Source organism: Marivita sp., assembly GCF_020055635.1.
In the GTDB taxonomy this organism is placed as follows: Bacteria; Pseudomonadota; Alphaproteobacteria; order Rhodobacterales; family Rhodobacteraceae; genus Marivita.
In genome coordinates this window covers 1-19494 of record NZ_JAIPUT010000022.1, presented here as the reverse complement: position 1 = coordinate 19494, position 19494 = coordinate 1, and the positions used below count along the sequence as shown (strand labels likewise).

The following is a 19494-nucleotide window of genomic DNA, read 5'->3' as shown; positions in this document are numbered from 1 at the left end:
TGGATTCGTGCGTCAAAAGAGCATTCTCGTGCTGCAACCGCTGTACCTCGGCATGCAGGTCAACCGATATCTCGAGCGGCTCACTGGTTTCCCTGAGCCATAGGAGATCATGAAACCGGCTGCTCGGTTGGGTTCAAGTCGCAGACTGCACCTTCTGTGGCCATGGCAACGAATGGACGTCGTTGAGCCGGGAGGTCCAGCGTTGACTCGCGCAAATTTAACCGTGCGCCATCATTCTGCAGCAAAATGCCCCTTCGCGACCTCTGTCAGACGCAGCAGTTCGGGACGCTGCCCAACAGGATAGACCGGACTTCCTAACGCCTCGGTTTCGATCCGGTCAGGTCTTGGGCGCGTTGGATCCGGCTGTGGCACCGCGGAAAGCAAACGTCGGGTATAGGCGTGGCGCGGATCGCGGAGCACGGCGTCGCGTCGGCCTTCCTCGACTACCTGGCCCAGACGCATCACCATGACACGGTCGGCCACCTGTTCGACAACCGCCATGTCGTGGCTGATGAACAGGAACGCGAGCCCGTCCTCGTCCTGGATTTCCTGAAGCAGGTCGAGCACCTGCGCCTGCACCGAAACATCCAGCGCCGAGACACTTTCATCCGCCACGATCAGCCGTGGGGACAGCGATAGCGCGCGGGCAATATTGATGCGCTGGCGCTGACCGCCGGAAAACTCGTGCGGAAAGCGCGCCATCATATCGGGCGACAGGCCGACACGGCGGAACAGATGCGCCACGCGATCGGACAATTCGCTGCCAGACGCAAGGCTATGGATCTGCAAGGGCTCGGCCACCTGTTCGCCCACCGTCATCCGGGCATCGAGCGAGGCTCCGGGGTCCTGGAACACCATCTGGATCACCCGGCGCACCGGCTTCATCGCGGCGGGGCCAAGCCCTTGCGTCTGTTGGCTCGCCACCTTGACTGATCCGGTCCAGGGCGCGAGGCCCAAGAGCGCCTTGCCGATGGTGGATTTTCCGCAGCCGGATTCGCCCACCAAGGCCAGCGTTTCGCCGGCGCCGATTTGAAAGGAGACGTTCTCGACCGCGTGCACCTGCGCCTGAACCCGGTTCAGCACGCCGCCCCGGATCGGAAAACGCACGGTCAGCCCTTCGACCTCGAGAACCGGCTCGGCGGCCGGTTTTTCGCGACGCGGCGGCGCGGTGCCAAGACGCGGCACGGCAGCCAGCAATTCGCGCGCATAGTCGCTTTGCGGAGCGGCAAAAAGATCGCGCACCGGGGCGCTTTCCATTTCCTGTCCGTGGCGCAGGATTACGACCCGGTCGGCCATCTCGGCCACCACACCCATGTCATGGGTGATCATCAGAACGGCAGTGCCGTGATCGCGCTGCAACTTGCGGATCAGATCGAGGATCTCGGCCTGCACGGTGACATCAAGCGCCGTCGTCGGTTCGTCCGCGATCAGCACTTCGGGATCGCAGGCAAGCGCGATGGCGATCATCACGCGCTGGCGCATGCCGCCGGACAATTCATGTGGATATTGCTTCAACCGGCGCTCGGGTTCGGTCAGCTGTACGTCGCGCAGCAATTGCAGCGCGCGACGCGGAGCTTCCGCATGAGAACAGGCGTCGTGTTGCAACAGGGCTTCGACCAGTTGCTGCCGCACCGTCATCAGCGGGTTGAGCGATGTCATCGGCTCCTGGAAGATCATCGCAATCCGTTCTGTCCGGATGCGGCGGTATTGCGCGTCGGCCAAACCGACCAGTTCGGTCTCGCCGAGCTTGATCGAGCCGCCCGCGATGCGGCACATCGGTTTGGGCAAAAGCCCCATGATCGCCAGCGCAGTCATCGACTTGCCCGAGCCACTTTCACCGGCAAGGCACAGCGTCTCGCCCGCGTGCAGGTCAAACCCTAGGCGGTCCAGCACCGTCTGCGCCCCCGAAGGGGTGGCGACCTGAACGCTCAGGTCGCGCACCGTAAGTACGGGTTGGCTCATTCAAACACCACGTTGGGGAAGTAGAAGCTCACCACCCAATTCGGCTGGTCGACGATCTCGGAAATCCGCAGATCGCCGCAGACCGAGCAAAGCAGATAGGCGTCCTCGGCCGAAATGCCCTTGGTTCGACCTAGGAAATCGACCATGCCCGAAACCGCGTCGCGGGCGGCCTGCATCATGTCGGGGCCAATGCCGGTGGTCACCTCGTACCCCTTTGCATCAAGGTGGCGAGTCACCGGGCCGGGCGTGGAAAAGCGCGGAAAGGCCAGTTTCTCGCCTTTGATCACGTCCAGCGTGATCTCGACATCCATCGGGCTTTCGATCGCCGTGCCGCAAACCTCACCATCGCCCTGCGCCGCGTGAGTGTCGCCGACAGAGAAGAGAGCGCCCTCGACCTCAACCGGAAGATAGAGCGTCGTGCCCGCCGCCAGGTCGCGAATATCGAGATTGCCGCCCATGCGCCGGGGCGGCACAACCGAATGAAGCCCCGCCTCGGCAGGGGCAAGGCCGATGGTGCCAGCAAACGGCTTGAGCGGCACGCGCCCCAGATCGGAGTAGAGCGCGGGGGCCATGGTTTCGGGGTTGTAGTCCCAGATCTTCAGATAGGGAGCGGTGAACTGGTCGGCCAGCAGGCCGAAGCCGGGGATATTCGCCGTCCAGCCGAAACCGGACGGATGAAACGCGTCGATCTGGACCTTGAGCACATCACCGGGCTGTGCGCCATCGACAAAGATCGGCCCAGTGACCGGATTGATCTTTCCGAAATCGAGGTGCGACACATCGGCGGTGGTGCTGTCTTTGTCGAACTGCCCGCCCGAGCTGTCGAGACATTTGAAATGAAGGCGTGATCCGGGGGCCACCGTCTCAGCGGGCGGGATCGAATGATCCCACCCGTGATGGTGTGCACCGTGGATCGTGTAATCACAGTGCTGACACATGTTATTGCGCATCCTTCGAGTAAACGTAATCGTAATGAACCGGGATATGCACCGGATCGACGAAGAGGCTGTCATCGCCGCCGATGGCGTCCGATGTTAGGGTGAAGCGCTGTTCGTTGAACACCGGGACCCAGGGCGCATCCGCCATCACGTCGAGATAGATCTGCCGCCACGCATCGAGGCGCGCTTGAGCATTTTCCTCGCCGGTCATGGCATCGGCCTCGGCGGCGCGCGCGTCCAGGTCCTCGTTGCAATACCACGCCCAGTTCCAACCGCCCTGCACCGCGCCGCTACAGCCCAGGATGGGGCCGTAGAAGTTCGACGGATCGGGGAAGTCGGCGATCCAGGCCATGCCACCGGACCAGATCATCGGCGCCTGATCGGCTTCGCCGCCAGCGGCGATCACGTTGGCCTGTGCCAAGCTGCGGATCTCGGCGGTGATGCCGATCTCCTTGAGATCCTGCTGGATCGCCTGTGCGATGCGCGGATTGGGATCGACGTTCATCACGAACAGCTCGGTCTTGAACCCGTCGGGGAAACCCGCCTCGGCCAGCATTTCCTGCGCCTTGGCCGGGTCATAGGCATAGCCTTCGTAATCGTCGGCATAGCCCGGCATGGTGGGCGGCAGCGGTTGGTTGGCGGGCACGGCGCGACCATTGATGATCTTGACGATCCGGTCCTTGTTGATCGCCATGTTGACGGCTTTGCGCACGTCGACATTGTCGAACGGCGCCATCTGCGTGTTGAGCGTGATGTAGCCGGTGTGCAACTGGCCTCCCTCGATCACGTTCTCGCTCTGCGCCGGGTCACCCATCACCTGCAGGAACTGCGCAGGCGGGATGCCGTCGCCCGGAATGTCCGCCTGGCCCTGTTGCAGACGCAAGAGCGCCACCGTCGGTTCAAGCCCGATCTCGAAGGTGATCTGATCCAGCTTGGGCAGGTTCTCGCGGTGATAATCTTCGAAACGCTCGAACACGACGCGTTGACCGGGGGACCATTCGGCAAGTTTGAACGCGCCCGATCCGACAGGCTCGCGCCCGAAATCCTCACCTGATGCCTCAACCGCCTCTTTCGGGACGATGGAGGCAAAGTTAAGCGCCATGACATGCCCGAAGGTTGCATCGGGGCGCGACAGGGTGATCTCGACCGTCTTGTCGTCGATAACCTTGACGCCCGACAATCCATCGCCTTCGCCCGCGTTCCAGCTGTCGAAGCCTTCGATCATGCCGAAGAACCCGGCACCCGGGGACCGGGTTTCGGGGTTGGTCGTGCGCTCGAGCGAGTATTTCACATCCTCGGCCGTGATCTCGCGGCCATTGTGGAAGGTAATCCCGTCCTTGAGTTTGAAGGTATGCACTGTGCCAACTTCGGAAATCGTATACTCCGAGGCCAGTTCATTGCGCAGAGTCGTGGTACCGGGCTCGTAATCCATCAGCCCGTCGAAAAGCGATTTGATCATCGACCAGTTCTGCCAGTCATAGCCGATCGCGGGATCGAGCGTCGCCACATCATCCTTGTAGGTGACGATCATGCTGCCGCCCATGGCGGCGTCCTCATTCACCTGTGCGGCGCCCATATGCGCGGTCAGCGCCAGACCGGCCACACCTGTCATAAGCAGTTTCTTCATCTTGGTTTCCTCCTTGTTGGGTTACTTGGTCTTGATTCGCGGGTCGATCAGCGGCGCGACAAGGTCGGCCAGCAGATTACCCAGAACGATGGCGGTGGCCGACACCATGGTCACTCCCATGATCACCGGAATGTCCACGCGCTGGATCGCCTGCCAGGCCAATTGGCCGATGCCGGGCCAGCCGAAAACGCTTTCCACCACGACGATGCCGGACATGAACAGGCCGATATCGATGCCGATCATGGCGATGATCGGCAGGATGGCGTTGGGAATGACATGACGCAGCACGATGCGCGCCTTGCCAAGCCCCTTGGCATGGGCGGTGCGCACGAAATCCTGGCCCAGAACGTCGATCATGCTGGACCGCATCATCCGCGAATACCAGCCCGCGCCCAGAAAGCCGAGCGTGATCGCAGGCAGAACGATATGCGCGAAGGTGCCGTAGCCGCCGATGGGGAACCAGCCAAGCTGCACCGCAAAGACATAAAGCAGCAGGATACCGATGACGAATTGCGGCGCCGAGATCGACACGAAGCTGAAGATCATCAACCCATGATCGGCAGGCCGATTGCGGCGCAGCGCAGCAACGATGCCGATGGTCAGACCCAGGATCAGCTCGGTCACGATGGCCGCCACCATCAGGAGAAGCGACGCCGGAAGCCGCGCCGCGATCAGTTCAGACACTTCGGCGCGCTGCAGATAGCTGCGCCCCATGTCGCCTTGTAAAAGCGAGGTAAGATAGCGCCAGTACTGTACGAAGAACGGATCATTCAGCCCCAGCTGGTCGCGTATGTTTTGAACCGTCTCGGCCGTGGCCGACCGCCCGGCGATCTGGCGCGCCGGATCGGCAGGCACCAGATAGAGCAGGATGAACGTCACCAGCGTGATCCCCAGCAGGATCAGCGCGCTTTCAAGCAGACGGCGGACAAGATAGGCTTGCATCAGTGCCGTCCTTTCAGCGTCGGATCGAGAATGTCACGCAGCGCATCCCCGACAAGGTTGAAGGCCAGCGCCAGCAGCACGATGGCGAGGCCGGGAAAGAACACGAGCCAAGGCGCGGTGCTGAAATAGGTCTGGTTCTCGAAGATGATATTGCCCCAGCTTGGCGTCGGGGGCTGAACACCCACGCCCAGAAAGCTGAGTGTCGCCTCCAGCAGCACGGTGGTCGAGATGCCCAGCGTGCCGAAAACCACGATGGACGACAGCAGATGCGGCAGCAGGTGGCGCAGCAGAATGCGCAGGTGACCCGCGCCAAGCGCGCGTTGCACCTGGATGAAATCGCGCTCGGCCAGGCTGCGCGTCTCGGTGTAGATTACGCGCGCCATCTGAACCCAGTTTACCATGGCGATCACCAGTGCCACGATCAGCAGCGAGGGCTGAAAGATCGCAGCCAGCACGATGGCCAGCAGCAGGGCGGGAAAGGCCATCATCAGATCGGTGAACCGCATCAGAACCGCGGCGATCCAGCCGCCGAAATACCCCGCCGTGATGCCGACACCCGCGCCAAGCAGGATCGCAATGCCATTGGCCAGAACCCCGATGATAAGCGATGTGCGCGTGCCGAAGATCAGGCGACTGGCCAGATCGCGCCCCAACAGATCGGTGCCGAGGATGAAATCGCCCCCCGGAGGCAGCGGCGCCCCGACCATCGACAGCCCGTCAAAGCTTTGTTCGAACGGATCATGTGGCATGATCAAGGGCGCAAACACCGCCGCGCCGACCATCAGCACGATCACCACCATTCCGAAGGCGGAACGTGGCCGCTTCATCAACGCGCGGATCAAGCCGATCACGCGCCGTTGACGGCTCTGCGCTCTCGGCGGGACGATTTCTGTGGCGCTCATGCCCGGCCCCTCGTGGTTGTGATGGCCGAAACCGCCGAAAGATAGCGCCCGGCGGCATCTTCGAGCGGCAGACGCTCGGCCATGGCGAAGGCGCGCAATCGCTTGAGCGCGCCCGCATCGTCGACATCCTCGGCCTGCATGATGGCGTTCACTGCGCGGATCAAAGGTAGGCGCAAGCCGTTGCGCCGCGCGGTCTCGGCCTGCACCTGACGCTGCGCACCCCGTTCGGCATGACGCGCAAAGGCGATGACCAGCGTCGAGAACAGATTTGCCGTGGCGCCGACGGGCAGGAACGCATCGACACCCTGATCGATCGCCCATTGCAACCGCCCGGGCGTTTCCGACCCGACCAGACCGACCACCGGCATCGGGGCAGAGCCCGGTTGCCACGGAAACTGGCCGCTTTCGCCGCGATCTATGTCGCAGATCAGCATGTGCGCGTCCGCATCGCCCGGCTCCAGCGCGGGCCACCGTTCCTCGGCTTGGACGCCAAGGCTGGCAAGCCGCCGCATCAGCGCCACGCGCATGTCGGCGCTTGGGTGGAGGACACGGGCCTGTTGCCCGACGAAACTGTAGGTCATGTCACGATCCTCACGGTCGGTGTCCGGCGCGGCTGTACCACAGCCGGCGGCAGGTCGATGAGATAAGGGTCGGCGGCGATCGGCCCCTGGGCCGAGACCAGCGGCACGAACCGCCCGTTCTGCACGGAAACCAGATGCGGCGTCAGCCCTGCATGGCGGGTGACGGGATCGATGGTCAGCGATCCCAGAACCGTTTCATGCGCTCGTCCGCTTGCCGCGTCGAAGACCGGTTTGGGCGCAACGGTCCCGGCCCGGCGCACTGCGTCGGCAAGGATGCGGACACTGGCGTAACTTGTGGCCAGAAAGGCGGAACAACGCCCGTTCGGTGCAATTTTGGCCGCGCGCGTCACAAAATCCGTCGGCCCCAGCGCTTCGAAAAAGCTGCCAGCCGCGATCAGGCCTTCGGCCTCCGGGCCCAGAGCGTCAAGATCGGCTTCCGTCTGGTTGCAGGATATGATGCAGGGCCGTTCCGATCCGCCAAGGCCGCGCATGAATGCGGCGTTGGACGGGCCAATCAGGGAGTTAACCACCAAATCCGCCTGCTTCTCGACGATCTCGGTCAGCGCGCGGTCACATTCGACGCTGCCCAGCGGCAAATGGCGTTCGCCCACGATCTCGACCCCAGCGGCCATCAGCCGTTCGCGAGCCAGGCGCAGGGTTTCCCAGCCCCAGACGTAATTGGATCCCAGCAGGTAGGCGCGCTGTACACCTCGACCCAACATGTGATCCAGCAGCGGAATCGCGTGATGATTGGGTGCCGCACCCAGGTAGACGACATGGTCATTGCTCTCGAACCCCTCATAGGGGCACGGATACCAGAGCAGGCCACCATGCCGTTCCAGCACCGGGATCATGTCCTTGCGGCTCCAGGAGGTGATCGCACCCGCCACATGCCGAACGCCGGTGCTCAGGATTTCGTCAGTGGCCGCTTCATAGGCTTCGGGGATGCCTCCGGGATCGCGCGGAACCGATGTGATATCGGCCAGCCCTTCGCCGCGCAGATCGGCAATGGCCATCTCTGCACCAGCGCGCGCTGCCTGACCCAGCGCTGCGTAGGGCCCGGTGATCGAAAATACGAGACCAAGATCGAAGCGCACCATGTGATCCCCTTCACAAGACGTGATAAAACGAAAAACGCCCGCCTCCCGCACAAGGCGGGTGAACGGGCGCTGTTGCCGAAAGCGGACCATGCCGCAATTTTGTTAGCATATTGTCGGGCGATTTGTGGATTGTCAAAAGGTTCCGCGCTCCCCGCGCCATCTTTGCCGATTACGGCAGCTATCAAGGAGTGGGTTCTGCTCCGCGGGCGTCAATCAACTGGACCCAGTGTCGTGCCAAGAGTTCCAACGTTTAGGGTCTGGACTTAACTGTCCGACGCCTCGGACCTTATCATACTGCCCTGTTGGCAGGGTGAGATTTCCCCAGAGTTGCGTCATGCTGTGCGCGCGCGTTTACTGTTCCTCTCGCGCGCGCACTGTAGAGTTGCGGGGACGATAGAGGAATCTGCCAATGCCCAAGCAACCCGCCTTTCCCGGCTTCCGCCAATCGATGAAGAAGAAACAGACGCCGCGTGAGAAGTTCCTCTGCGAGATGGATGCGGTTGTGCCTTGGCCGCGTATGCTGGCTCTGATCGGGCCGCATTACCCGAAGGCCGGACCGAAGGATGGACGGCCACCGATTCGCTGGAAACGATGCTGCGCACATACTTCCTCCAGAACTGGTATGCGCGCAGCGACCCGATGGCCGAGGAGATGCTGAATGACAGTGACACCATACGCCAGTTCGCGGGCATCGAACTTGGAGACGACCGCATCCCGGACGAAACAACGATATTGAACTTTCGCCACCTGCTGGAGAAGCATCAGCTGACCGAAAAGCTGTTTGTCGAGGTGAACACTCACCTCGCCGATCAGGGTATCACGCTTCGCTCCGGCACATTGGTGAATGCGACTATCATCGATGCGCAGTCCTCGACCAAGAATGAGGCGAAGGCGCGCGATCCTGAGATGCCGTCGACAATGAAGGGCAACGACTGGTTTTTCGGGATGAAGGCGCATGTTGGAGTGGATGCAGCCAGCGGCTTCGTGCACAGCCTCGATACCACCACGGCCAAAGTTCATGACAGTCAGGTCTGGGATGACCTTCTACACGGCAAGGAGACATCGGTCGGCATTCTCCGGGGTCGGCAAGTTCTTGGGCGTGATGCGCAAGGCACCAAAAGGCAGTGGACTGCACCCCATCAATGAAGAAATCAACCGGATCATCGCCAAGGTGCGGGCCCGGGTTGAACATCCCTTTCGGGTGATCAAGCGCCAGTTCGGATACATCAAGACCCGTTACCGTAGTCTCGCCAAGGACCGCGCGCAGCTCTTTACGCTATTCGCCCTTGGCAACTTGTTTCTTGTTCGACGAAAGCTGATGGCATGAGGACGATTCTGCCCAAAATCAGGGGTTCGGGGCCTCAGGACAGCCAATTCTGGCGCTACGAGCCCAAAATCGGTCGCTGTCTGCTATATCAAAGCCCGATTGCACGGAAATCGGCGCCGCCAAAAACGGTAGATCAGAGATTGCTGAAGAGGCTCTGCACACGCCACCCTGCCCTACGAAAAGATGCCGGAGCTTTGGCAGGCCGTCACCGACAGCAACGCTGGCTTGTCAACGCAGCTTGCCATCCTGACCGCGATGGTTACCGGGCACCGCATCGGAGTGGTCGTCCAAGCCAAGTGGGAACACATCGATTTTGAGACTGGCACTTGGACTATCCCGGCGCGCCAAAACAAGCAGGAAAGGTGTCGAATGAAATCGGGCCGTGAATACGCCCTGCGTTTACCCGGCGGCTTATTGGCTCGCTTGAAATTCGTGAACGAGCGAAACGAATACATCTTCGAAAGTCCGACAACGAAGGGCGACGTCTCCGCAAACGCGCTCCTCAGGATGCTCAAGCGGTTCGATCCGAACCTGACGAACCATGACTTTCGCAACGCGATCAAGGAGTTCTGCCGGAAGGCCGAGCCACCGGTGCCTCGACCGCATGGACGGTGCAACAAGACAAAGGCGACACCAACGGTCAAGCCATGTCCCTATTCCACTAGGACGCAAGAGCGACTACGCTTCTTGCATGTCATGGTCCTTTTCCATCGGTCACATCCTTGGCTCGGATCTCCGGGTCCACGCCACGTTCTTTCTGCTGCTCGCCTGGATCGGCACGGTCACATGGCTTGCCGAGGGTCCTGCGGCAACCTTTGCCAATCTGGCCTTCGTCCTCGCGCTTTTTGCCTGTGTGGTTGCGCATGAGTTTGGCCATGCGCTGATGGCGCGCAGATACGGCGTCCGGACACCGGACATCACGCTGCTGCCGATCGGCGGCATGGCCCGACTCGAGAAGATCCCGGAATACCCTCGCGAGGAAATTGCCGTCGCCCTAGCTGGCCCCGCGGTCAACGTCGTGATCTGGCTGGTTTTGGTTCTCGGGTTTGGCGTGCGGGGCAATCCGGCCGAGCTCGTTTCGCTTGAAGACCCGAGCCAGAGCTTTCTTGAGCGTCTCGCGGCGGTGAACCTCTTTCTGGTCGTCTTCAACATGATCCCGGCCTTCCCGATGGATGGCGGCCGGGTGTTTCGGGCAGTGCTGGCCGGATCCATGGGTCGTGTGCGGGCAACGCGATGGGCTGCGCGAGCCGGACAGGCCATTGCTTTCCTCTTCGGCTATCTGGGGCTGGTCAGCGGAAATCCGATCCTGATCCTGATTGCGATCTTCGTCTTCATGGCCGCCATGGCAGAAAGCTCGGATGTGGAAATGCATGACCTTGTGAAAGGCGTCATGGCCCGCGATGCGATGATCACCGCCTATGAGGCGCTTGCCCCCGGTGACACGCTTCCCGCCGCCGAGATGGCCTTGCTGCGTACGACCCAGTCTGAGTTCCCGGTCGTGAATGCAGACGGCACCTTGGCAGGAATCCTCGCCAAATCCGCTATCATCGCACATCACCAAGGGGCAACGCAGGCAGCGAAAGTCGCGGATGTGATGCTGGGAGAGGTGCCGACCTTGATGCTGACCGATCCGCTTGAACGCGCCCTCGATGCCTTGCACCAACCGAACACGCCCGCGGTGGCCGTCACGGATCGCAAGGGCCTGTTCCTGGGCTACATCACTCGCGAAAACATCGGCGAATGGGTGGTTTTGAGCAGCAGGCCGCGTGCGTCATGAGCCAAGTCGATGCTGTTTGGGGAAAGACTGATTGTCGCGGGCGGATCCGCCATGAGGACGCCAGCTAGTTGAGAGACCGCTTTCCGGCGGGGTGAAGAACAAAAGAGATAGTTTTGCGCAAACGGTGGCTTTGTCCTGCCCTATAGTTAACCGGCGGTTGGGCAGCCCCGGATACGTTAGCCTTAATAATTTCGTCTTTCGATTGAGTGAATGTCATTGGCGATAACCACGGTCTCTGACCGCCTACCCTGCGCTCGCCGCAGAACATGTGCCGGTGATCCTGCCCCTTGATCGAATTGCCCTTTAAATGCTGATCTTCTGCATCAAGGGGGCGGAGTCAACGTCGCTGTCGGATTAAATGGCAGACATCACCACGCCAACCGGTTGGGCAGATCCCGAAGCTCTTGCAATATCAGCGCGTCGTGGTCTTCAAGATGTACCGTGATGCGCGTCCAATTCTGTCAAGATTCAGCGGCCCCAGCCCAGAACCATCGGGTTAAGCGGTTTTAGCAGGTCGATCATCCGCTGGCGGATGGCCGGATGCAGCGGTGGGATCGGGTGTCGGCAGAATTCCGACTCGATCACTCCGCCCTCGACCATTGCAGCCTTGCACGATTGCCAGCCGCACTGCCGGTTCTCGTGGTTGATTGCCATGGCCACGCGCGCGTAGGCGGCGGTTGCACCTTCGATGTCGCCGGCGTTGTGTTTTTCGACCACGGGCTTGATCTGGTCGACAATCATCCCGCTGGTCATCGAGCCGGTTGCGCCCGCGTCCAGATCGGCCAGCAGGGTGATGCCTTCCTCGCCGTCAAATGGGCCTTCAATTGCATCGCCGCCTTCGGCGATCAGCGCCCGCAGCTTGTTCGCGGCCCTCGGGCACTCGATCTTGAACAGGCGCACTTCCTCGATTTCGCGGGCCATCCGCACCAGCAGCGGGACCGGCAGATCGACGCCGGAGAGCGGCGCGTCCTGTACCATAATCGGTATGCCGACCTCGCCCACGGCGCAGAACTGCTCGTAAGTCTGGTCCGGCGTGCCTTTCAGCAGGGCGCCGTGATAGGGCGGCATCATCATGACCATGGAGGCGCCGAGCGACTTGGCGAACTGCGCCCTCTCGACAGCGATCTGCGTGGCGAAGTGGCTGATCGTCACGATCACCGGGACGCGGCCGTCCACATGCTCAAGGCTGAGACGTGTCAGGAGAGAACGCTCCTCGTCGGAGACCAGAAACTGCTCGGAGAAGTTCGCCAGGATGCAGATACCATCCGCGCCCTGATCGATCAGGCAGTCCAGAACACGCTTCATCCCATCGAGATCCAGCGTTCCGTCGTCATGGAACGGCGTTGGTGCGACCGGCCAGATACCAGAATACCGGGTCATTCGATAATCTCGAAGTTGGACAGGTGCTGGTCGCTTATGGTGATACCCAGCCCCGGTTTGTCGTCGTCGAGTTGCAGGAAGCCGTCGACGGCTTCGGGGTCGCCTTCGAATATGTAGTAGAATAGCTCGTTGCCGACCTCGACATCGAATACCGGGAAGTATTCGCTGATCGGGCAATTCGTGTTTGCCATGGTCAGGTGGTAATTGTGGACTTGGCCGGCATGCGGAATCACCGGTATCTGCGCGGCTTCGGCGATCGCGTTGATCTTCTGCGCTGCGGTAATGCCGCCCACGCGATTGGTGTCGTATTGCAGGACGCTCACCGCCTTCTTGCGGATCAGGTCGGCGCACCCGATCACGCTGAACTCATGCTCACCACCGGAAATGGGGACGATGTTCATTGCGTTCAGCTCGGCGTAGCCCTCTACGTCGTCGGCAATGACCGGCTCCTCCAGCCAGCGCGGCTCGTATTTCGCGAGCTTGGGCAGCATTCGCTTGGCATAATCCAGGTTCCAGCCCATGTAGCATTCGAGCATCAGATCGTTGTCATAGCCGATGACTTCGCGCAGAGCCTCGACGCGTTTGAGGTTTTCGCGCATCCCTGCCATGCCGTCCTTGGGACCGTAGCCGAACCGCGACTTGTAGGCTGTGTAACCGTTTTTCATCGCCTCCTCGGCTTCGGCCTGCATGGACTCAACCGGTCCGGCGTACAGTTTGGAGTAGTAGACAGGGATCTTTTCCTTCGTTCGTCCGCCCAACAGCTTGAAGACCGGCTTGCCGACCAGCTTGCCCATTAGGTCCCAGACCGCGATATCGATGGCAGAGATCGCCGTCATCCCGATGCCCTTGCGGCCCCAGGCATGGGTGCGGCGATACATCTTTTCCCAAAGATAAGCGTAGTCGAACGGGTCCTCGCCGATCACCAGCGGCGCGTACCAATCGTCGATGGCCTTCTTGACCACGGTTGGCGCCAGCGCAGCGTTGCCGATGCCGATGCTTCCATCATCGGTCTCGACCTCACAGGTCAGCCACTGATGAAAGCGGAACGAGGCCATGGCATCGCCCTTGATCCAGAGCGCGTCCGAGGCGTTGGTGCAGAAATTTCCTGTCGGTGGCACGGTTGGTCCGGTCCAGTTCCAAACGCGGGTACGGACAGATTTGATCTTCGTCATGTGATATCCTTGTCAGGCAGACGCGCGGGGCGCGCGGTGATTTCGAGCCATACGGACGAGCAGGTTGAAGGCCTGACGCGTGGCGCCAACATTCGCCTTGTTCTGTCCCGCGATGTCGAAGGCAGTCCCGTGCGCCGGGGTGGCGACGGGGATTGGCAACCCGCCGGCGACGGTCACGCCCCGGTCGAAGCCCATCAGCTTGATCGCAATCTGTCCCTGGTCGTGGTACATTGTAACCACGGCATCGACTTCGCCGCGCTGCGCCTTGAGAAAGACGGTGTCCGAGGGCCAGGGTCCGCTCACATTTTTCTGCCTGGCCTGCGCCGCCGCTATGACGGGCTGCAGGATGTCGATTTCTTCGCGGCCGAATTTCCCGTTATCACCAGCATGCGGGTTCAACGCGGCCACAGCGACATGCGGCCGTTTCTTGCCCGCACGCCGGAGCGTGTCCTCCGCCAATCGGATTGCGTTCTCCACCGCATCGGCTGTGATCCGTTCCGCCACGTCGCGAAGGCCGATATGGCTGGTGACACGTGTTGTCATCAAATCATCCAGAACGTTTATCTCACTGTGATAACCCTTGAAACCGATGTAGCGGGCCATGTAGCGGTGCTCGTCCTCGGCATTCATGCCAGCGCTGGTCAACGCCGCCTTGTTGAAAGGTCCGAAAAGGATGCCATCCACCTTCCCTGCTGTCGCAAGGTCCAATGCCTTGTCGAGGCAGCGCAGGCTGGACGCTCCACCGGAAACAGTAACCTCGGCGACGTGCACGTCCTCCGGTGCGATCGTCTGCATCGGGAGCCAGGAGAGGTTCTGCTGACCGTCGATGTCGTCCTCGTTTATCTGCGGGAGATCGATCGGTAACCCGGTCTGATCGGCGCCCTGACGCCAGACATGTTCGTCGCCGATCAAGAGGATGTTGGCGTTCTGCCTGACTCCGTCGTCGTTGAGAAGCTTGGCGATCAATTCCGGCCCGATGCCGGAGGGATCTCCGGGAATGATGGCGATAAGTGGTTTCGGATCGGTCATTGAATGTAGCCCGTAAGAGCGAGAGACACCTGCGGCACGTAGGTGACAAGCAAGAGGATGAAGGCGAGAACGCCGATAAACGGAAGGTTGGTCCGCGAGGTCTCCCAGATGCCGGATTTCGCAATCGAACAGGACGTGATCAACACCGAGGCCACAGGCGGTGTCTGCTGGCCTATTGCAAGGTTCAGCGTGACCATGATCCCGAAGTGAATGGGATCGATCCCGACGGCGTTGACCAGCGGCATGACGACCGGCACGACCAAGATAATAGCCGCTGCTCCGTGCAGGAACATGCCCAGAACCAGCAACAGAAGGTTCAGAAGCGCCAAGACGATCAGAGGATTGGTGGTCATCTCCGTAATCTGCTGCGCCAATTGCTGCGGAACCTGCGCCTGCGTGAGAAACAGCCCCAGCGCCGCCGATGTCGCCACGAGCAGCATGACCACTCCGGTCTGATTGACACCTTCAAGCATCACCTTACGCAGCCGCGACACGTCGAGATCCCGGTAGATGAAGATGCCGATGATCAGCGCTGCCAGCACCGCAAGGCCCGCACCTTCGGTCGCAGTCACGATGCCAGAGAAAATACCGCCCAGGATGATGACCGGCATCATAAGAGCCCAGATCGCTTCCTTGAAAGACCGCCAGACGTGGCAGAGGTCAAACCCTTCCGCGCGGGGCAAGTCGTAGCGTAACGCCAAGACAAAGGTGACCGCCATCAGCAAGGCGCCACCCATGACGCCCGGCACAACGCCGGCAACAAAGAGCTTGAGCACCGAGACTTCGGCGATTGCGCCGTATAGGATCATCGGGATCGACGGCGGAATGATGATGGCGAGCGATGCCGAGGATGACGTGATCGCTGCCGCGAGGGTGCGGGAATATCCGCGCTTCTTCATCTCCGGGATCAGAACGGTGCCGGTCGCGGCGACATCGGCGACGGCGGAGCCCGAGATTTCGGCGAAGACCATTGAAACGCCGATGTTCACCATACCCAGTCCACCGCGGACAAAGCCGATCAACGAGGTGACAAAATTGATGAGCCGGACGGAAATGCCGGACGTGTTCATCAGGTTGCCCGCCAGGATGAACAGCGGGATGGCGATCAGCGGAAAGGATGTTGCGCCCGAGTACAGCGCGATCGCCATATCATAGAGCGTCGCGCCGCCCGGCGTCAGTGTCAGTCCCGCCAACGCCACGATGCCAATGGCGACGGCGATCGGCACGTTGATCAGGATTAGCCCGATCAGGGCGACCATTGTGAACAGCAGGATCATTTCGTTTTATCCTTTCGAGACATTTCCGCAGTCTCGCGTTCGGCCTCGGCGATGGCCTGTTCGATTTCCGCATGATCGGTGTCGATGCCGGCGGCTGCATTCCGCAAGGCTCGTGGCATTGTCAGGAGGGTGCCGATGATCATCAGAACGGCCGTGATCGGGATGACCGATTGAACGATGTCAAGCGTCATCCAGCGAATGCTTAGCAGCGAGTCCCACTTGGCCACGGCCAGAATGGCATTGCCATACCAAGCGACAACGGCGAAGAAGCCGATTACCAGAAATTCGGAAACCAGCGCGAGGGCGACAGCCGCATGTTTCGGCAAAGCGGTCACGATGCCGCCAAAGCTCATGTGTTGGCGCAGAAAGAGCGCGTAGGTAGCACCAAAATAGGTGAGCCAGGCCAGCAGAACGCTTGCGATCTCATCATACCAGGCTGGAGACGAACCGAGGTAGCGCATGGTGGTCGAATAGATGACCGAAACAGCCAACGAGATCAGAAGCACAAGGCAGATCGTCTCGATCACCCACAAAAGCGCCTTCTCGATTTTCGCAACCATTGTGGAAACTCCCTTCAATGCGGAGGCGGTCGGCCGGTCTTGTCCGGCCGACCGTGCATCCAGCTCTTACTCCGCCAAGGCCTGCGCGCGGCTAACCAGCTCATCACCACCCTCGACATCGCTGGCGAAGGCGTCATAGATGGGTTTGGATGCATCAATGAACGCAGCCTTGTCGGCCTCGTTGACCTGCATGCCAGCGGCCTTGACCTTGTCCACCAGTTCGTTGTCCGCAGTTTCGCCCTCGTTCAGAGACCATTCCTGAACCGAGGCCGCGACAGCCGATGCTGCTGCCTGAACATCGTCCGGCAGTCCGTTCCAAGTTTCGAGTCCGCTCGTCAGGTATGTCGGCGAATAGACGTGACCGGTGAGGCTCAGGTATTTCTGCACTTCCTGGAAGTTCGCGCCGGTGATGTTGGTCAGCGGGTTTTCCTGTCCGTCCATTGTGCCAGTCTGTAGCGCCACGAATACTTCGGAGAATGCCATCGGCGTCGGGTTAGCGCCCCATTCATTGAACATTGCCACGCGCCATTCGGACGATGGCGTACGGATCTTGAGCCCCTCAAGATCCGCGGGCGTGTTGATCGGACGGGTGTTGTTGGTGATTTGGCGGAAGCCATTTTCCCAAGTCGACAGAACCTTAAGTCCCGATTGCTCGGCCTTGGGCGCGAGTTCGCTCTGCACGATTTCGGCGTCGATGGCCTTGAGATGCGCGCGGTCTTTCACGAGGAACGGCATGTCGAACAGCGCAAACTCGGGGGCCACGTTGGTCATGATGGAAGAGATCAGCGTGAACTGCACGGTTCCGAGGCGCAGTTTCTGCATCAGCTCCTTCTCGTCGCCAAGCTGGCCGTCAGCGTAGAACTCGACTTTGTGCGCATCGCCCAGTTCGGACTGGAGATCCTCGGCGAATTTTGCGGCGCTGCGCCCCTGAAGGCTGTTGGATGCTGCTCCTACCGCGACGATGTAGGTGTCGGCCATGGCCGGTGCCGACGCCACTGACATCGCACAAAGCATCAGGCCAGCGGAAACGCTGTTTCTTAGGGTTTTCATTGATTGATCTCCTCTCCCTCGCGTCATGCATTTCGCATATCCGCTTCATGTATTTTGTATACACACTAAAAGTATGGACGATCAAGCCGTTCTTCGGTAACCTGGATTAGCGCTCTAAAGGCGAACCAAATGCATACGAAACAAGGGCTTAACGATGGCTTCCTCCATTGCCATAACGAACCGTTCGCTCCACGACCAAGTCGCGAGTCGTGTTCGGGACCTGATCATCGAAGGCATTCTTGAGCCGGGAAGCCGAATCGACGAGGGTCACTTGATCGAAGAGCTTGGCGTTTCCCGGACTCCGTTCCGCGAAGCGCTGAGAACGCTTGCTGCCGAAGGCCTGGTTATCGTGCGCCCTTCCAAGGGCAGCATAGTCCGCCAACTGACACCCGATGACGTGTTCTCCATGCTGGAAGTCCTTGCACATCTTGAGAGGCTGGCTGGCGAGTTGGCCTGCGAAAGAGCCAGCGACGAGGAAATTGACGAGTTAGTCCGTCTGCATGAACGCATGATGGAGTGCTATCGTACGCGCGACCGCATGCCCTATTACAAGTTGAATCAGGAATTTCATTCCCGTCTGGCGGAATTGTCAAAGAACGGAACCCTGCAAGAGATGCAGGCGAACATTCAGGCCAGACTGAAGCGTATCCGCTACATCGGAAACCAAAAACCAGACTCGTGGGCTGGCGCGGTGGCCGATCACGAACAGATGGTGCGTGCGCTGAAAGACAGGGATGGTCAGCAACTCGGCGAAGCCATGGCGTCGCACCTCAAGAAAACTTGGGAGCGCGTCAAAGACAGTATTTAGCGTCACTCTGGAGATTTGGCGAAAGCGTCGACGAAGCCAAGCTGGTTCTGACCTTGAGCGTCTATCGGCTTCCAATATGAGAAGCACTAGAAACCACTCTGGGCCCAACTTTCATCGAGACGGCCAATAGCCCAACCATGGCTTTACTCATTAGTATTAAATTGATGCCAGAGTCCTTTGCCAATCTCGCCGGCTGGTGGATCACTGCCGCTTTCGCGGTCGGCGGCGGAACCTATGTCGGGGCGGACAGCCTGATCAAGCGGATGAAACCTTCGGGTGATCAGCGCGGCAGAAGTACGACGTGGATGATTTTCGTCGCCGGCATCGTAGATCCAACCGGAGACGGCCTGATAATCGAGTCAAGCGCCGTTCGAAAGCAAACAGTGAAGGTGACAGATACCGCATCACCAAAGCCACGCGCACATGGACCTGGAAACGGTGACCGGCGGCCTAATTGCCTAGCTTAGGCAGTATGACCTATCCGACGAGAAAACTGTAGATAAGATATAGTCAGCGGCTAAACCCACAGAATCCTGGACGAAACACTCAATTGACAGCACTCAGCCTGCTGAACTCCGAGGGGCGCACGGCCGAGGCTCAAGCGAAGAACCCGGAGGCCCCTTTGCGGAGAAAGAGGCGCCGGTGCCGGCGGTCGCCCTCATCGTTTCGGCACGGTCAGACAGCGATTTTCAGCGCGTCCTTCGGCAAGGCCGGAAGCGCGGAATAGTTCAGATCGACCTCGGGATCGACCAACCGCCAGCGAAGCTCCTCCTGAAGGATCCTGGTGAAGCACTTCATGATGCGGAGTGTCAGCCACTCACCGGGACACCGGTGCGTCACCGGATGATCGCCCGCGCCTTGCGGAATGAACGCATAGGGGTCTTTCTCCGCTCCGAGAAACCGCGCTGGAGAGAAGGTATCCGGGTCGTCCCAATACCGGGCATCCCGGTTCGTGCCGTAGATATCAAGGATGACACGGCAGCCGGCGCGGATCGTTTCCCCCTGCCAGGCGATATCCTCGCGTGCGATGGCGGCCGTTGCCGGGAAGAACGGGTAGGTCCG

General features: G+C 60.4%; 18 protein-coding genes and 2 pseudogenes. 6 read left to right on the top strand and 14 right to left on the bottom strand.

Going from position 1 to position 19494, the window contains the following annotated elements; genetic code table 11:
* Positions 1 to 231: 231 nt before the first annotated feature.
* The 7 genes from LCF60_RS12005 to LCF60_RS11975 all read right to left on the bottom strand — a co-directional run bounded on the left by LCF60_RS12005 (position 232) and on the right by LCF60_RS11975 (position 8052).
* Complete coding sequence (locus LCF60_RS12005) at positions 232 to 1962, bottom strand: ABC transporter ATP-binding protein (protein ID WP_292292037.1); 1731 nt, start codon at positions 1960 to 1962, stop codon at positions 232 to 234.
* Positions 1959 to 2900 carry an acetamidase/formamidase family protein gene (locus LCF60_RS12000; RefSeq protein WP_292292036.1) on the bottom strand — a complete coding sequence of 314 codons (942 nt, stop codon included), beginning with the start codon at positions 2898 to 2900 and terminating at the stop codon, positions 1959 to 1961. The genes LCF60_RS12005 and LCF60_RS12000 overlap by 4 nt, the downstream gene beginning before the upstream one ends.
* Before the next feature lies 1 nt (position 2901).
* Positions 2902 to 4476: an ABC transporter substrate-binding protein gene (locus tag LCF60_RS11995; RefSeq protein ID WP_363318409.1), complete on the bottom strand. Its 1575-nt coding sequence runs from the start codon at positions 4474 to 4476 to the stop codon at positions 2902 to 2904.
* A 72-nt stretch (positions 4477 to 4548) separates the two neighbouring features.
* The gene (locus tag LCF60_RS11990; protein WP_292292034.1) at positions 4549 to 5469 is read right to left on the bottom strand and encodes an ABC transporter permease; all 921 of its coding nucleotides are present in this window, start codon (positions 5467 to 5469) and stop codon (positions 4549 to 4551) included.
* Positions 5469 to 6371, bottom strand: coding sequence for an ABC transporter permease (locus tag LCF60_RS11985; protein ID WP_363318407.1), 903 nt, complete (start codon positions 6369 to 6371; stop codon positions 5469 to 5471). The genes LCF60_RS11990 and LCF60_RS11985 overlap by 1 nt, the downstream gene beginning before the upstream one ends.
* Positions 6368 to 6952 carry a hypothetical protein gene (locus LCF60_RS11980; protein ID WP_292292033.1) on the bottom strand — a complete coding sequence of 195 codons (585 nt, stop codon included), beginning with the start codon at positions 6950 to 6952 and terminating at the stop codon, positions 6368 to 6370. The genes LCF60_RS11985 and LCF60_RS11980 overlap by 4 nt, the downstream gene beginning before the upstream one ends.
* Entirely contained in the window at positions 6949 to 8052 is a 1104-nt protein-coding gene (locus LCF60_RS11975; RefSeq protein ID WP_292292032.1) for a transporter substrate-binding protein, read from the bottom strand. The genes LCF60_RS11980 and LCF60_RS11975 overlap by 4 nt, the downstream gene beginning before the upstream one ends.
* 409 nt (positions 8053 to 8461) lie before the next feature.
* On the opposite strand from LCF60_RS11975, the pseudogene LCF60_RS11970 reads away from it, so the two are divergent.
* From LCF60_RS11970 to LCF60_RS11965, 3 genes and pseudogenes are all read left to right on the top strand, one after another.
* A pseudogene (locus LCF60_RS11970) lies at positions 8462 to 9379 on the top strand (IS5 family transposase).
* Positions 9380 to 9562: 183 nt separating this feature from the next.
* Positions 9563 to 9937 (top strand): annotated as a pseudogene (locus LCF60_RS24615) (tyrosine-type recombinase/integrase); the annotation flags it as partial.
* A gap of 133 nt (positions 9938 to 10070) precedes the next feature.
* Positions 10071 to 11156, top strand: coding sequence for a site-2 protease family protein (locus LCF60_RS11965; RefSeq protein ID WP_292292031.1), 1086 nt, complete (start codon positions 10071 to 10073; stop codon positions 11154 to 11156).
* A gap of 468 nt (positions 11157 to 11624) precedes the next feature.
* Here the strand turns inward: LCF60_RS11965 and LCF60_RS11960 are convergent, their stop codons facing one another.
* Complete coding sequence (locus tag LCF60_RS11960) at positions 11625 to 12536, bottom strand: dihydrodipicolinate synthase family protein (protein WP_292292030.1); 912 nt, start codon at positions 12534 to 12536, stop codon at positions 11625 to 11627.
* Positions 12533 to 13591, bottom strand: coding sequence for an L-rhamnonate dehydratase (locus LCF60_RS11955; protein WP_292292029.1), 1059 nt, complete (start codon positions 13589 to 13591; stop codon positions 12533 to 12535). Before LCF60_RS11955 ends, LCF60_RS11960 begins: the two co-directional genes overlap by 4 nt.
* On the opposite strand from LCF60_RS11955, the gene LCF60_RS11950 reads away from it, so the two are divergent.
* Positions 13590 to 13712 carry a hypothetical protein gene (locus LCF60_RS11950; RefSeq protein WP_292292028.1) on the top strand — a complete coding sequence of 41 codons (123 nt, stop codon included), beginning with the start codon at positions 13590 to 13592 and terminating at the stop codon, positions 13710 to 13712. The genes LCF60_RS11955 and LCF60_RS11950 overlap by 2 nt on opposite strands.
* Positions 13713 to 13720: 8 nt before the next feature.
* Here the strand turns inward: LCF60_RS11950 and LCF60_RS11945 are convergent, their stop codons facing one another.
* The 4 genes from LCF60_RS11945 to LCF60_RS11930 form a co-directional block, all read right to left on the bottom strand.
* The gene (locus LCF60_RS11945) at positions 13721 to 14737 is read right to left on the bottom strand and encodes a 4-hydroxythreonine-4-phosphate dehydrogenase PdxA (RefSeq protein WP_292292027.1); all 1017 of its coding nucleotides are present in this window, start codon (positions 14735 to 14737) and stop codon (positions 13721 to 13723) included.
* A complete protein-coding gene (locus tag LCF60_RS11940; RefSeq protein ID WP_292292026.1) occupies positions 14734 to 16014 on the bottom strand; it encodes a TRAP transporter large permease in 1281 nt (426 codons plus the stop codon). The genes LCF60_RS11945 and LCF60_RS11940 overlap by 4 nt, the downstream gene beginning before the upstream one ends.
* Positions 16011 to 16574 (bottom strand): TRAP transporter small permease subunit, encoded by a 564-nt coding sequence (locus tag LCF60_RS11935; protein WP_292292025.1) that lies wholly within the window; start codon positions 16572 to 16574, stop codon positions 16011 to 16013. Before LCF60_RS11935 ends, LCF60_RS11940 begins: the two co-directional genes overlap by 4 nt.
* Before the next feature lie 66 nt (positions 16575 to 16640).
* The gene (locus LCF60_RS11930) at positions 16641 to 17624 is read right to left on the bottom strand and encodes a TRAP transporter substrate-binding protein (RefSeq protein WP_292292023.1); all 984 of its coding nucleotides are present in this window, start codon (positions 17622 to 17624) and stop codon (positions 16641 to 16643) included.
* A gap of 154 nt (positions 17625 to 17778) precedes the next feature.
* On the opposite strand from LCF60_RS11930, the gene LCF60_RS11925 reads away from it, so the two are divergent.
* Positions 17779 to 18432: a GntR family transcriptional regulator gene (locus LCF60_RS11925; protein WP_292292022.1), complete on the top strand. Its 654-nt coding sequence runs from the start codon at positions 17779 to 17781 to the stop codon at positions 18430 to 18432.
* Positions 18433 to 18569: 137 nt separating this feature from the next.
* Positions 18570 to 18899, top strand: coding sequence for a hypothetical protein (locus LCF60_RS11920; RefSeq protein WP_292292020.1), 330 nt, complete (start codon positions 18570 to 18572; stop codon positions 18897 to 18899).
* A gap of 208 nt (positions 18900 to 19107) precedes the next feature.
* On the opposite strand, the gene LCF60_RS11915 is transcribed toward LCF60_RS11920, so the two are convergent.
* Positions 19108 to 19494: cytochrome P450 (locus LCF60_RS11915; protein WP_292292019.1), on the bottom strand; the 387-nt coding region annotated here is incomplete at its 5' end.